The sequence below is a fragment of the Pseudomonas sp. O39 genome (genome assembly GCF_045447295.1).
In the GTDB taxonomy this organism is placed as follows: domain Bacteria; phylum Pseudomonadota; class Gammaproteobacteria; order Pseudomonadales; family Pseudomonadaceae; genus Aquipseudomonas; species Aquipseudomonas antarctica_A.
The window spans coordinates 41,584-54,968 of the sequence record NZ_JBJGXV010000008.1; the positions used below are offsets into that span (position 1 = coordinate 41,584).

12 protein-coding genes are annotated in these 13,385 nt (G+C 60.7%); 6 read left to right on the forward strand and 6 right to left on the reverse strand.

The genetic code is table 11. From position 1 onward, the window contains the following. Positions 1-193 precede the first annotated feature (193 nt). Complete coding sequence (locus tag ACI77D_RS13440; protein WP_064452702.1) at positions 194-2,569, reverse strand: RND family transporter; 2,376 nt, start codon at positions 2,567-2,569, stop codon at positions 194-196. A gap of 15 nt (positions 2,570-2,584) precedes the next feature. Further along, on the reverse strand, positions 2,585-3,619 hold the full coding sequence (locus ACI77D_RS13445; RefSeq protein ID WP_407016814.1) for a WD40/YVTN/BNR-like repeat-containing protein: 1,035 nt from the start codon (positions 3,617-3,619) through the stop codon (positions 2,585-2,587). A 299-nt stretch (positions 3,620-3,918) separates the two neighbouring features. Here ACI77D_RS13445 and ACI77D_RS13450 point away from each other — a divergent pair, with 299 nt between their 5' ends. Beyond that, entirely contained in the window at positions 3,919-5,034 is a 1,116-nt protein-coding gene (locus tag ACI77D_RS13450; protein WP_407016757.1) for a Gfo/Idh/MocA family protein, read from the forward strand. Positions 5,035-5,069: 35 nt separating this feature from the next. Here ACI77D_RS13450 and ACI77D_RS13455 read toward each other — a convergent pair whose 3' ends face one another. Next, entirely contained in the window at positions 5,070-6,695 is a 1,626-nt protein-coding gene (locus ACI77D_RS13455) for a methyl-accepting chemotaxis protein (protein WP_407016758.1), read from the reverse strand. Between the two features lie 234 nt (positions 6,696-6,929). On the opposite strand from ACI77D_RS13455, the gene ACI77D_RS13460 reads away from it, so the two are divergent. The 3 genes from ACI77D_RS13460 to ACI77D_RS13470 are packed head-to-tail and all read left to right on the forward strand — an operon-like array spanning position 6,930 to position 9,387. Further along, entirely contained in the window at positions 6,930-8,357 is a 1,428-nt protein-coding gene (locus ACI77D_RS13460; protein ID WP_053256554.1) for a nucleobase:cation symporter-2 family protein, read from the forward strand. Positions 8,358-8,368: 11 nt separating this feature from the next. Beyond that, positions 8,369-8,830, forward strand: a complete 462-nt coding sequence (locus tag ACI77D_RS13465; RefSeq protein ID WP_064452707.1) for an LEA type 2 family protein — start codon at positions 8,369-8,371, stop codon at positions 8,828-8,830. Between the two features lie 5 nt (positions 8,831-8,835). Continuing rightward, positions 8,836-9,387, forward strand: a complete 552-nt coding sequence (locus ACI77D_RS13470) for a GNAT family N-acetyltransferase (RefSeq protein WP_064452708.1) — start codon at positions 8,836-8,838, stop codon at positions 9,385-9,387. A gap of 111 nt (positions 9,388-9,498) precedes the next feature. Here the strand turns inward: ACI77D_RS13470 and ACI77D_RS13475 are convergent, their stop codons facing one another. After that, the gene (locus tag ACI77D_RS13475) at positions 9,499-10,425 is read right to left on the reverse strand and encodes a carbon-nitrogen hydrolase family protein (RefSeq protein ID WP_407016759.1); all 927 of its coding nucleotides are present in this window, start codon (positions 10,423-10,425) and stop codon (positions 9,499-9,501) included. A gap of 91 nt (positions 10,426-10,516) precedes the next feature. On the opposite strand from ACI77D_RS13475, the gene ACI77D_RS13480 reads away from it, so the two are divergent. Then, positions 10,517-11,416: a LysR family transcriptional regulator gene (locus ACI77D_RS13480; RefSeq protein ID WP_262664969.1), complete on the forward strand. Its 900-nt coding sequence runs from the start codon at positions 10,517-10,519 to the stop codon at positions 11,414-11,416. Here ACI77D_RS13480 and ACI77D_RS13485 read toward each other — a convergent pair. Then, positions 11,409-11,663, reverse strand: a complete 255-nt coding sequence (locus tag ACI77D_RS13485; RefSeq protein WP_003190904.1) for a hypothetical protein — start codon at positions 11,661-11,663, stop codon at positions 11,409-11,411. The genes ACI77D_RS13480 and ACI77D_RS13485 overlap by 8 nt on opposite strands. 164 nt (positions 11,664-11,827) lie before the next feature. On the opposite strand from ACI77D_RS13485, the gene ACI77D_RS13490 reads away from it, so the two are divergent. Then, positions 11,828-12,148: a YqjD family protein gene (locus ACI77D_RS13490; protein ID WP_064452711.1), complete on the forward strand. Its 321-nt coding sequence runs from the start codon at positions 11,828-11,830 to the stop codon at positions 12,146-12,148. A gap of 35 nt (positions 12,149-12,183) precedes the next feature. Here ACI77D_RS13490 and ACI77D_RS13495 read toward each other — a convergent pair whose 3' ends face one another. Continuing rightward, positions 12,184-13,221: an Ldh family oxidoreductase gene (locus ACI77D_RS13495; RefSeq protein ID WP_262664972.1), complete on the reverse strand. Its 1,038-nt coding sequence runs from the start codon at positions 13,219-13,221 to the stop codon at positions 12,184-12,186. Between the last annotated feature and the right edge of the window lie 164 nt (positions 13,222-13,385).

Sequence of the window (13,385 nt, forward strand, 5' to 3'; positions counted from 1 at the left end):
GGAAAGTGCCAATGATAGCCCACGCTGTAATCTATAGGTTGGACATAGAACCAAAGTGGCAGCGGCGGTGCGACTTGCTCGCGAATGCGGAGTATCAGTCACCCAATGCATAGACTGAACCACCGCATTCGCGAGCAAGTCGAATCGTCGCACCGCCGCTCCCACAGGTTGACCGAGCAAGGCCGTTAAACCATCAGTGGGCAAACAACGAATTGCCCTTCTGCCCCGCCAGTTTCTCGGGCTTGATCAGGAACCGCGCGAGCGCCGGCAACAGCCACAGCGCGCCGAACATGTTCCACAGCAGCATGAAGGTGAGCATCAGGCCCATGTCGGCCTGGAACTTGATGGCCGAGAAGATCCAGGTGCACACGCCGATTGCCAGGCACAGGCCGGTGAACAGCACGGCTTTGCCGGTGGACTTGAGCGTTTGGTAGTAAGCCTCTTGCAACGGCAAGCCGGCACGCAGGAAGCTTTCCAGACGGCTGTAGATGTAGATGCCGTAATCCACGCCAATCCCCACGCCCAGCGCCACCACCGGCAAGGTCGCGACCTTGACGCCGATGCCCATGAACGCCATCAGCGCGTTGCCCAGCACCGAGGTCAGTACCAGCGGCAACACGATGCACAGGGTGGCGGCCCACGAGCGGAAGGTGATCATGCACATGGTGGCCACGCACAGGTAGACCAGGATCAGAATGGTCAGCTCCGACTCCTTGATGACCTCGTTGGTGGCGGCTTCGATCCCGGCGTTACCGGCGGCGAGGATAAATTCCAGGCCGTCCTTGTTGTTCTCCTTGGCGAAGTCCTGCACGGCATGTACCGCACGGTCGAGGGTTTCGGCCTTGTGGTCGTTGAGGAACACCAGCACCGGCGCCAGCGAGCAATTGTTGTTGTACAGGCCATCGGCACGGGCAATAGAGTTGTTCAGTACGTCAGGGTTGCGCGACAAGGTTTCCCATTTGAGGTTGCCCTCGTTCATCCCCTTGATCATTTGCTTGGACACGGTCACCAGTGAGATCGCCGACTGCACGCCCTCGGTGTTCTGCATCTTCCACATCAGTTGGTCGATGGGCGCCATGGCTTCATAGCGCGAACAGCCTTCAGCACGGGTCTTGACCATCACCACCAGCACGTCGGAACTGGTGGAGTAGTTGCTGATGATGAAATTGTTGTCCTTGTTGTAGCGCGAGTCCGGGCGCAGTTCCGGTGCGCCCTGGTCCAGATCGCCAATCTTGAGGTTCTGGCTGTACCAGAGGCCGCCACCGAAGGCGATCAGCGCGAGCAAAACAGACACCGGCGCGACCTTGGGGCTGGCGAATTTGGACAGCAGGCGCCAGAACGGGTGTTCGCGGTGCGCGTCCTTTTTGCTCTTGGCGATGGCGCGCTGGCTGATGCCGACGTAGGAGATCGCCACTGGCAGCAGGATCAGGTTGGTGAACACGATCACCGCCACGCCGATGGAGGCGCCGATGGCCAGCTCGCGGATTACGCCGATATCGATGATCAGCAGCGTGATAAAGCCCACGGCGTCGGCGAGAATCGCGATCATCCCCGGCAGGAACAGTTGCCGGAACGTGCGTCGCGCCGCGGTCAGCGCGTTGTCAGCCTCACTGGATTGCAGCGCAATACCGTTGATCTTCTGCACGCCATGGGAAATACCGATGGCGAAAATCAGGAACGGCACCAGCATCGAATACGGATCGAGGCCGAAACCGAAAAAGTGCATCAGCCCGAGTTGCCAGACCACCGCCACCAATGTCGTGCTCAATACCGCGACGGTGCTACGCAGGCAGTTGGTGAACCACAGCAGCAGAATCAGGGTGATGACGAATGCGATGCCAAAGAACATCACCACCATGACCAGGCCATCAATCAGGTCGCCGACCTTCTTGGCAAAGCCGACGATGTGGATTTTGACGTTGGGGTTTTGCGCTTCAAACTTGTCGCGGATCTTGTCTTCGAGTTCATGGGAGAACTTGCGGTAGTCCAGGGCCAGCAATTTGCCCTGATCCTGCGGGTCCGGGTAGGACTCCAGCAGCGGGATGTCGACGATGCTTGACTTGAAGTCGTTGGCCACCAGGCGCCCGACCTGGCCGGACTTGAGCACGTTATTGCGCAACTGGTCGAGGCTTTGTGGCGAGCCGTTGTAGCTTTGCGGGATCACTTCACCGCCGGCAAAGCCTTCTTCGGTGACTTCGGTCCAGCGTACGCTGGGGCTCCACAGCGACTTGAGGCCCGAGCGGTCGACGCCCGAGATGTAGAACACCTCGTCGTTGATCTGGCGCAGGGTCTCCATGTACTCCTTGGTGAAAATGTCGCCATCCTTGGCCTCCACCGAGATGCGCACGGTGTTGCCCAGGTTGGCCAGGTCATTGCGGTGTTCCATCATCTTTTCGATGAAGGGATGCTTTAGGGGGATCATCTTTTCAAAGCTGGTGGACGGACGAATCAGCGTCGCCTGCCAGAACAGGAAAATACTCACCAGCAGGCAGATGACGATGACTGCCGGGCGATTGTTGAAGATCAGGCGCTCAAGCAAGGTCGCTTTATCGTTGTGATGACTGCTCATTCTTTACCCGCCTTCTTATTGTTTTTCGAGTTCAGCGCCGGCCGGCGTCGCAACGCGTACACCGCCCTGCCCGACCAGAATCAAGTTGCCATTGCCTGCCGCAGTGACCGCCGACAATGAAATGCGGTCCGGGCGGTTGAATACGCTGAAGGTCTGGCCGTCGTCGTGACTGACCACCACACTGCCGCCGTTGCCGACCACGACCAGCGAGCCGTCATCGAGCAAACTCGCCCCCGACAAACCGAACTCCAGGGCGCCACGCGCCGCATTCAATTGGACCTGCTCCCAGGTGGTGCCGAAATCCGTGGAGCGATACAGGTTGCCGCGCAGGCCATAGACCAACAGGGTTTGCGGTTGGGCGGTGCTGATCACACCGAACAGCGACCCCGCGTAGGGGCCTTCGAGCTTCTCCCAGGTCTGGCCGTCGTCGCTGGAGCGGAACATGCTGCCCTGCTCGCCGACAATAAACAGCCCGGCGTCCTTGATGTAGGCGATGGCGTTGAGGTGGAACTGGTCTTCGTTGTCGAGACGGTCGCTGACGTCTTCCCAGCGTTTGCCACCATCGGTGGTTTCAATCAACGCACCGTAGGCGCCCACGGCGATACCGTGTTCGGCATCCTTGAACCACACGTCGAGCAACGGGGCTTCGCGCTTGAGATCCTGGTATTGCTGGGCCCAGGTGGCGCCGCCGTCGGCGCTCGCCAGAATCTGCGCATCATGGCCGACCGCCCAACCGTGTTTATCGTCGACGAAATACACCGCCGTGAGCAGTTGCCGGGTAGGGACTTTGGCTTGGGTCCAGGTGCTGCCCTGGTGATCGGAATAGAGGATGTGCCCGCGATCACCGACCGCCACCAGACGCTTGCCGGCGTGGACCACATCGATCATCAGGCCTTTGGCGGCCTTGGGGGATTCAATCGCAAATACCGGCTGTGCACTGGTATCGCCGGCGGCGAACACGGGTGTCGATAACACCCCAAACAGCGAGAGCGCTGTGGCCAGCATCGCAACCTTGCGTGCGGCGCGCGGGCAGCAAACAGCCCAACCCATGACAGGCTCACTCATAGACCTTTCTCCCCATTTATTATTGTTAGGTGGTCTCGCCTTCCCGGGCTCTGAAACCTGCACTCTAGAGCGCCTGGAGGAAGCAGGGCCATCCTATCGGGCTTTCGAATCGTCTGACAATCGGCGCTACGTTATCTTTTGTTAACTGGCGGCGTTTGGCCGCGGCCTGAATATGACTGCATTACCCAGGCTGATTAATGAATATTTATTCCACCTATTGAATTTAGAGAATTTTTATTCCATTAATGGCGCTCTTGAAAACAATAATTCAAAGGACCACGGCTATGCGTGAACTCGGAATCGGCCTGATCGGCACGGGCTTCATGGGGCGCGCCCATGCGTTAGCGTTCAACAATGCGCGGGCGGTATTCGAACTGCCGGTACGCCTCAAGCTGGCCGCCCTGGCCGATGCCGACACCGAGCGCGCTCGGCGTTGCGCCACGGCGTGGGGGTTTGCCCAGGCCCACGGCGATTGGCAGGCGCTGATCGACGACCCCACGGTTGAAGTGGTGGCCATCACCACCCCCAATCATCTGCACTACCCCATGGCCATGGCCGCCATTGCGGCGGGCAAGGCGGTGTATTGCGAAAAGCCGCTGGCCGTCAGCCTGGAACAGGCCGACGCCATGCGCCGCGCTGCGCGTGCCGCCGGCGTGGTCACGCGTGTCGGCTACAACTATCAGCACAACCCGATGATCAGCCTGGCACGGCAGATGATCGCCAATGGCGAGCTGGGCGAGATCATCAGCTTCCAGGGCGAGTTCAGCGAAGACTTCATGGCCGACCCGGCTTCGCCCTGGTCGTGGCGTTGTGAAGTGGAACATGCCGGTGGTGCGCTGGCGGACCTCGGTAGCCATCTGCTGTCGATGGCACGCTACCTGGTGGGCGATGTGCTCAGCGTGTGCGCCGACACCCAGACCGTCCATGCCCAGCGCCCCGCCACCGCCGGTAGCCAGACGCACCGCGCGATTGCCGTGGATGACCAGGTGCATGCGCTGCTGCGCTTTGCCAACGGCGCCCGTGGCACCGTGAGCAGCAGTTGGCTCAAGCATGGCTACAAGAACCACCTGAGCTTCGAAATCAGCGGTACGAAAGGCACCCTTGCGTTCGATCAGGAACGCTTGAATGAGCTGCGTGTATGCCGTGTCGGCCAGGACGGTTTCCAGCGTTTGCTGGCAGGTCCTGCCCTGCCCGGCTATGCCGCGTTCAGCCCGGCGGCCGGGCATCAGTTGGGCTACAACGAGTTGAAGACGCTGGAAGTACACGAATTGATCATGGCGCTGGCAGGCCAGGGCGTCGATGGTACCGACTTTGAGCACGCGTGGGAGGTCGAACGGCTGGCAACGGCGATTCGCTTGGCCGCGCGGGAAGCGCGTTGGGTCAACGTGAACGAGGTGTAAATGCGGGGAGCGGCGCGCTCCCCCACGCTTTCGGATCAGATGACGAAACGCGCGACCATCCCGTTCAAATCCACCGCCAGGCGCGACAGCTCATGGCTGGCCGCGCTGGTCTGGTTGGCGCCCGCCGCCGACTGAGTCGCCAGGTCGCGGATGTTCACCAGGTTGCGGTCCACTTCACGGGACACCTGCGCCTGCTCTTCCGACGCGCTGGCGATCACCAGGTTGCGCTCATTGATCAGGCTGATGGATTGGGTGATCTGCTCCAGGGCCACACCGGCGGCGCGGGCCATTTCCAGGGTGGCCTGGGTGCGCTGGTTGCTCTGCTGCATTGACTGCACCGCTTCACCGGTGCCGCTCTGGATACCGGCGACCATTTTTTCGATTTCCTGGGTCGACTGCGCGGTGCGATGAGCCAAGGCGCGGACTTCATCGGCCACCACCGCGAACCCACGGCCGGCTTCACCGGCGCGGGCCGCTTCAATCGCTGCGTTGAGCGCGAGCAGGTTGGTCTGTTCGGCAATTGCGCGTATCACGTCGAGGACCTTGCCAATGTCGCGGCCCTGAGTGGCCAGGCCTTCGATCATGACCGACGTGTTTTGTACATCCTGAGTCATGGTTTGAATCGCGCCGACGGTTTCCACCACACGGTCACGCCCTTCACGCGCCGCCTGGTTGGATTGGCTGGAGGCTTCGGAGGTGGACACCGCGTTGCGCGCCACCTCTTCCACGGCAGCGGTCATTTCGTTGACGGCGGTGGCGGCCTGGTCGATTTCGTTGTTCTGCTGTTGCAGGCCTTTGGAGGCTTCCTCGGTGACCGCGCTCAGTTCTTCCGCTGCTGACGCAAGCTGGGTGGCGGAACCGGCAATGTGCTGGATGGTTTGGCGCAGGTTGGTTTGCATCGCGGCCAAGGCACCGAGCAAACGTGCCGGTTCGTCCTTACCGTCGTCTTCGATGGCTTTGCTGAGGTTGCCGGCCGCAATGGTCTCTGCCACTTCCACGGCTTTGCGCAGCGGCGTAACGATGCTGCGAGTCAGCAGCCAGGCCAGCAACACCGTCATCAACGCCGCCACCACCGACACGCCGATAATGCCGGCGACCGCTTGCTGATAGCTGCCTTCAGCATCACGGCCGGCCTGTTCGGCATCCGCACTATTGATAGCAATCAGTTTGTTCAACTGCTCGCCCATCAGGTCAGTACCGTCCTTGATACGTGTATTGATGAGGGTGCGCATCTCCTCGACTTTGTTCTGCTGGGACAGCGACATCATCTCGGCCTGGGCGGTGAAGTAACTGTCGAGCGTGACGGCGAAAGTCTTGTACAACGCCGCCTCTTGAGCGCCCGACGGCATCGCCGCATAAGCGCTCTGCGCCTGCTTGACCTTGTCGACCAAAAAAGCCACGCGAGTTTTGGCTTCTTCCAGGGAGGCGGGCTCGCGATTGATCAATATGCGGAACGAGAGAATTCGCAGGCGCAGCACGTTCTCGGTCATGTTGCCGAGAAACTTCACGCTGGGTAATTGGTTGGTCCCCATATCCAGCGATGCTTGACGGATCGTCGTCATGCGGTTGACGGCAAACACGCCAAGGATTACTACCAGCAACGCAATGAACGCAAAACCGAGAAAAGCGCGAGGGGCAATATTCAGATTACGAAGGGACATAGGGCTGCTCTCAAGAAGTAGAGTTTGCGAGCATCCCTGCCGCGACACGATCCGCGAGTGTCAACGCACCGCTCGGACCTCCAGGCGTCACGGTTGTCATTAATGTGTGGGCCTGTTCAGGCTATCGGCAGACTTGAGAAATTAATGGGCGCATTTCGAAATATTTTTTCACACTTCTGACAACAGGCACTTTCTGGCATCCTTCGCGTCCCTTTTCTGACCCGAGCCCGCATTTTGTCTGACGCTCAAGCTCCGCGCCCCCGCTATAAATCCGACCTGATCTACGGCCTGGAAGACCGCCCGCACTTCACCGCAGCGATTTTTGCAGCACTGCAACATGTGCTCGCGAGTTTCGTCGGCATCATCACCCCCACGTTGATCGTCGGCGGCGTGCTTGGCCTGGAAAGCGAAGTGCCGTACCTGGTGAGCATGGCGCTGTTCGTGTCCGGGCTCGGGACCTTTGTGCAAGCGCGCACGTTCGGTCCGATCGGTTCCGGCCTACTGTGCCTGCAGGGCACCAGTTTTTCGTTTATCAGCGTTATTTTAAGTGCCGGGTTCATGGTCAAGGCCCGAGGCGGCGGCACGGATGAGATCCTCTCGACGATCTTCGGCATCTGCTTTTTCGCAGCCTTTATCGAAGTGGTGCTCAGCCAGTTCATCGGCAAGCTGCGCAAGCTGATAACCCCGGTAGTGACAGGCACCATTATCACCTTGATGGGCTTGTCACTGATCAAGGTGGCGGTCACCGACATGGCGGGGGGCTTCGGTTCCAGTGATCTGGGCGCGGCGAGCAACATGGGGCTGGCGGCGCTGGTGCTGCTGACCATTGTGGTGCTCAACCGCTTCAGTAATCCGTTCCTGCGCCTGGGTTCGATCGTAATCGGCCTGACCCTGGGCTTCGTGGTGGCCTGGTGGATGGGCCGCGTCGACATGGCGGCGCTGCCGCAGGTGCCGTTAATCAGCGTGCCGGTGCCGTTCAAGTACGGGTTCTCGTTCGACTGGGTGGCGTTTATACCGGTGGCGGTGATCTTCCTGATTTCGCCATTGGAAGCCGCCGGTGACTTGACGGCCAACTCGATGATTTCCCAGCAACCGGTCAAAGGCCCGCTGTACATCAAGCGTATCAAGTCGGGCCTGCTGGCCGACGGCCTCAATTCAGCGATGGCCGCGACGTTCAACAGCCTGCCGATGGTGACCTTCGCCCAAAACAATGGCGTGATTCAGCTGACCGGCGTGGCCAGTCGCTACGTGGCGTACTTTATCGCCGGCCTGCTGGTGCTGCTGGGGCTGTTCCCGATGATCGGAGCCGTGCTGCAACTGATGCCCAAACCGGTACTCGGCGGCGCCACCCTGATCATGTTCGGCACCGTGGCCGTGGCCGGGATCAAGATTCTTGCCGAAGCCGGGCTGCATCGGCGCAATGTGCTGATTGTGGCGATTTCCCTGGGCATGGGCCTGGGTGTCGCGGCCGTGCCGGAAGTCTTGCGCGACTTGCCCAAGGCGCTGCACAACATCTTCGAGTCGCCCATCACCGTGGGTGCGTTCTGTGCAATTGTGCTGAACATTTTCCTGCCGGAAGAGTTCTTAGAGCTGGAAGAGGATGAATTTGATCCGGAGTCCTCTACCCTCAAGGTCATGCAGGATCCGGACGTCACGAAATAGGAGCATCTTTAATGCGCAAGCTCATGGTTCTATCGCTGCTGCTGCTTACCTTGAGCGCCTGCGCGCTGTTCCCCAACCGCGACCCGGTCAACATTACGGTGGTCGGCATCGAGCCGCTGCAAAGCCAGGACCTGGAAGTACGCTTCGCCGTGAAGCTGCGGGTGCAAAACCCCAATGAAACGGCGATCGACTACAGCGGCGTAGCCCTGGACCTGGACGTGAATGGTCGGCCGCTGGCGTCGGGGGTGAGTGATCAAGCCGGTACCATTGCACGCTTTTCCGAGACCGTGCTGATGGTGCCGGTCAGCGTTTCGGCGTTTTCGGTGTTGCGTCAAACGCTGGGGCTGAGCCAGACCCAGAGCTTGAACAACTTGCCGTACGTACTGCGTGGCAAACTGGCCGGTGGGCTATTCGGCACCATGCGCTTCGTGGAGCGCGGTACGTTGGACCTGCCGAACACGGCGACCTGGTAACTGCCATGCAACCGATATTGCTCACTGAACGACTGATCCTGCGCCCGCTCACCCTGGACGACGCGGACGGTATCCAGCAGCAATTCCCGCATTGGGAAGTGGTGCGCTACCTCAATGCCCTGGTGCCCTGGCCCTACCCGGCTGACGGCGCACGCACTTATCTGCAACAGAACGCCCTGCCCGCCATGGCCCGTGGCGAGGAGTGGCACTGGTCGATCCGCCTCAACAGCGCGCCCGAGCAACTGATCGGCAATATCAGCCTGATGGACGAACAGGACAACAACCGAGGTTTCTGGCTGGGCCCGCAGTGGCAAGGCCAGGGCTTGATGAGCGAAGCCAGTGCGGCGGTGACCGAATACTGGTTCGGCACGCTCAAACGCCCGCTGCTGCGCGTGCCCAAGGCTGCGCCTAACCTGGGGTCACGGCGGATTTCCGAGCGCACGGGGATGCGGTTGATCCGCACGGATAACGGGGAGTTTGTAGAAGGGACTTTCCCACGCGAGCTGTGGGAAATGACCCGCGAGGAATGGCTTGAATCACAATTGCACAAGCGCTGAAAATTAATGTGGGCGCTGGCTTGCCTGCGATGGCGCCGGGTCAGCAGCAGAGGTGTTGACTGACATACCGCTATCGCAGGCAAGCCAGCGCCCACATTGTTCCAGCGGGTTTTAGTCAGTGATGTAGCGCACACCCGGTTTGGCACGTTCATCCACCACCAGCTCAAAAACATCCGGCCGCGCGTAATGCCCCACTACGTCATAGTCATACCGCGCCCGCACCAGGTCATCGGTGTCGATCTGCGCGATCAATAACCCCGCCTCTCCCACCAGCGGCCCGGCCAGGATGTCGCCCATCGGCCCGACAATCACGCTGCCGCCGGCGATCAACGCGCGGTCTGATGGCCAGTTGGCAACCTTCACCCCCAGCGCCTCGGGAGAAGCCTGCACCTGACAGGCACTCACCACAAAGCAGCGACCTTCGTGAGCAATATGGCGCATGCTCACCTGCCACATCTCGCGCTCATCCACGGTCGGCGCGCACCACACCTCCACGCCCTTGGCGTACATCGCTGTGCGCAGCAACGGCATCATGTTTTCCCAGCACACTGCGCCGCCGATGCGGCCTACCGCTGCGTCGATCACCGGCAAGGTCGAGCCATCGCCCTTGCCCCAGATCAGCCGTTCGGTGCCGGTGGGCATCAACTTGCGGTGCTTGGCGACCAGGCCGCCCGACGGCTCGAAATACAGCACGGTGCAATACAGCGTACTGCCACTGCGCTCAATCACACCGAGTACCAGGCTCGCGCCGGTACGTGCCGACAACCCGGCCAGGGCCTCGGTCTCGATGCCCGGCACGTCGATGGCATTGGCAAAATACCGCGCAAACGCTTCGCGGCCCTCCGGCAGGCGATAACCCAACTGCGTGCCGAAGCTTTCGCCCTTGGGGTAGCCGCCGAGCAAGGCCTCCGGCATCACCACCAATTGCGCGCCACTGCGCAGTATTTCGTCCTCATAGGTCAGGATTTGTGCCAGGGTTTGCGCCTTGCCATCCGGCAGGGCGCCGATTTGCAATGCGGCCACGGTAGAAATAGGCATGACGAACACTCCGAACAAGGGGGGTTGCCCATTCTCCGGCCAGCCAGGATCATGAATAAAGCCCACTTCAGTGCTGAATGATATGAGCCAAATGAATATCGCGCAGATTGACCTTAACCTGCTGAAAACCTTCGAGGCCCTGCACGACGAGTCCAGCGCCAGCCGCGCGGCATTGCGCCTGGGCGTCACCCAGTCGGCAATCAGTGCCGGTTTGCGGCGCTTACGCGAAATGTATGGCGACCAGCTGTTCGTGCGCACTGGCCGTGGCTTGGCGCCGACCCTGCGGGCCAATCAGTTGAAGCCGGTCATCAGCGAGGCACTGGACCGCTGTCGGCAGAGCCTGGCGATGACCCATCCGACTCATCCCGACTACCAGGGACGGTCGGTGGTGCTGGGTTTGTCCGATGACTTCGAAATCGCCCACGGCCGCCGGCTAATGGAGGAAATAGCGCAACGCGCGCCCAAACTGCGGGTGATTTTCCGCCAGACCCATAGCCAAATCGTCGCCGCCGCCCTGCTCGACCGCACCCTGGACCTGGCGATTACCGCCGGTGGCTTTGCCGAGCGCCGGCTGAGCCGGCACGTGCTGGGAGACGGTGATTACCGCTGCCTGATAGACCCGCAAAGCCTGACGCCAGGCCAACACGGCATCAGCCTGGAAGAATTCGTCACGCGCGAGCATGTGCTGGTGTCGTCGGGAGGGTTTATCGGGATTACCGACGAAGGTTTGGCGGCGCAAGGGCTGAGCCGCCAGGTGTGCGCATCCACCAGCCATTTTGCCGCGCTGCCGTACTTGCTCAAGGGCAGCCAGGCGCTGGCGACGATTCCCGGGCATGCCGCCGAGGCCATTGCGCAGATGACCGGCTTGCGCGTGTTGCCCTGCCCGCTGGCGCTACCGCGCTACCCGGTGGAACTGGGCTGGCGCACCCAGGCCCAGCTTGATCCGGTGTTGCTTAAAGTACGTGAGGCGATTGTGGCGTGCTTTACTTAGCCGCAGCCATCAGCTTGTTGACTTCGCTGCGCACCATGTTGGAAAACTCCGGCGGTGACATCCCGTCCAGTTCCGCACGTACCCACTCAGCCCACTTGCCCTTGCGCTTGGCGCGCTCGCCGAACAAGCGTGCCGCTTCACCTTTGGCCTTGCCCAGGTTGGTTTGCCACAGGTCGTAGAGGCGGGACTTTTCATCTTCCAGCTCGGCGCGTTCGGCGAGGGTTTTGTTGGCCAGATTGAAGCTCATGTTGAATTACCTGCTGCACAAATAGGTGACATCTTACACTGTAGGTCGAAACTTCCAGATTCGGATTTTGCTCGAGCACACGCTATGGGCAAAAAAACTGCAACTTTTGCCGCAACCCGATACTCCATTGTTCACTGTCACATTTACCTGCAAGGAGTCACACAATGGCCCGCAAAACTGCCGCCCAAGCTGTCGAAGACCAAATCAAGGATCAAGCTTTCAGTGAACTGACGGCGCTGATCGAAGAATCGGACAAACTGCTCAAAAGCAGCGCGTCCCTGATAGGCGAAGAAGGCGAAACCTTGCGCGAGCAGGTTGCCATCAAGCTCAAGCAAGCGCTGGACTCGGTGTCCAACGTGCGCGAGCGCAGCAAGCCTGTCGTCGATGCCACCGAAACCTACATCGGTGGTCATCCATGGCAGACCGTGGCGATTTCCGCAGGCTTTGGCCTGGTGGTCGGCCTGCTGCTCGGTCGCCGCAACTGAGCAACGGGGGCTGCTGCCTGAGGCAGCGGCCCCTTTTAACCCTCGGCCAATTCCTGCAATTGCCGAAGGTCCTTCGCCTCAATCACAATACCTGTCTCCTGCGACTTCGCCCGTGTGCGATGACGCCGATCCCCCGGCAACCGCCGCAACCCCGCCGCATGCATCTGCCGCACCAACTCCTGGCTGCGCTCGGCAAAGTGTTGCCCGGCGGTTTTGCTTGGGTCGATCAGAATCAGTAGCTGTCCGGTCCACGGCGTGCGCGCGCCCGGGTGATCCGACCAATTGAATTCAAATGAGAAGTTGCCCCCGGTGAGCGCCGCTGCCAACAACTCGACCATCATCGACAGCGCCGAGCCTTTGTGGCCGCCAAACGGCAACAACGCCCCGCCCTCAAGAATCGCCTTGGGGTCCTGGGTCGGCTGGCCCAGGCTGTCGACGCCCATACCGGGCTCAAGGCGCTCGCCCTTGCGTGCGGCAATCTGCACGTCACCGTGGGCGATGGCGCTGGTGGCCAGGTCAAACACAATGGGCGCGCCGTCTGCCCGGGGTGCGGCAAACGCAATGGGATTGGTGCCGAACAGGGGCCGATCGGCGCCATGCGGCACTACGCAGGTCATGCTGTTGACCACGCTCAGCGCCACCAGCCCTTCTTCGGCGAAGGGTTCGACATCCGGCCACAACGCGGCGAAATGATGGGAGTTGTGAATAGCCAGCAACGCAATGCCGGCGCTGCGGGCCTTGGCTACCAGCTGTGAACGGGCCGCCGCCAACGCCGGTTGGGCGAAGCCGTTGCAGGCGTCTACCCGCACGCAACCGGACGCGACGTCCGTGACCACCGGCACGGCTTTGCCGTCAACCCAGCCGCTGGCCAGCGTGCTGAGATACCCCGGAATCCGGAAGATGCCATGACTGTGGGCACCATCGCGTTCGGCGCTGGCGCAGTTGTGCGCCAGGATGGCAGCCACCTGCGGGGATGTGCCATGCCTGATAAAAATCTGTTGTAGCAATGCCACCAGCTCAGAGAAGCCGATTGAGGTTGATGCCGTGGCAACTGTCGGAGACTGCGCAGACATTTGAAGCTCCGTTTTTATGATTGGAAGGGGCAACGAATGAACATTCAGGCCGTTGATTAAACACCACGCACGCGGCCTGCTGTCAACTTGCACCGGGGCTGATTATTTACCCCTGCTCGCCGCCTGCGCCTATTTACGCTGCCAACTCCTATGCACATTGGAGG

Coding starts and splice junctions, on each gene's coding strand:
- ACI77D_RS13440 (WP_064452702.1), bottom strand. CDS start 2,569: ATGAGCAGTCATCACAACGATAAAGCGACCTTGCTTGAGCGCCTGATC.
- ACI77D_RS13445 (WP_407016814.1), bottom strand. CDS start 3,619: ATGGGTTGGGCTGTTTGCTGCCCGCGCGCCGCACGCAAGGTTGCGATG.
- ACI77D_RS13450 (WP_407016757.1), top strand. CDS start 3,919: ATGCGTGAACTCGGAATCGGCCTGATCGGCACGGGCTTCATGGGGCGC.
- ACI77D_RS13455 (WP_407016758.1), bottom strand. CDS start 6,695: ATGTCCCTTCGTAATCTGAATATTGCCCCTCGCGCTTTTCTCGGTTTT.
- ACI77D_RS13465 (WP_064452707.1), top strand. CDS start 8,369: ATGCGCAAGCTCATGGTTCTATCGCTGCTGCTGCTTACCTTGAGCGCC.
- ACI77D_RS13470 (WP_064452708.1), top strand. CDS start 8,836: ATGCAACCGATATTGCTCACTGAACGACTGATCCTGCGCCCGCTCACC.
- ACI77D_RS13475 (WP_407016759.1), bottom strand. CDS start 10,425: ATGCCTATTTCTACCGTGGCCGCATTGCAAATCGGCGCCCTGCCGGAT.
- ACI77D_RS13480 (WP_262664969.1), top strand. CDS start 10,517: ATGAATATCGCGCAGATTGACCTTAACCTGCTGAAAACCTTCGAGGCC.
- ACI77D_RS13485 (WP_003190904.1), bottom strand. CDS start 11,663: ATGAGCTTCAATCTGGCCAACAAAACCCTCGCCGAACGCGCCGAGCTG.
- ACI77D_RS13490 (WP_064452711.1), top strand. CDS start 11,828: ATGGCCCGCAAAACTGCCGCCCAAGCTGTCGAAGACCAAATCAAGGAT.
- ACI77D_RS13495 (WP_262664972.1), bottom strand. CDS start 13,221: ATGTCTGCGCAGTCTCCGACAGTTGCCACGGCATCAACCTCAATCGGC.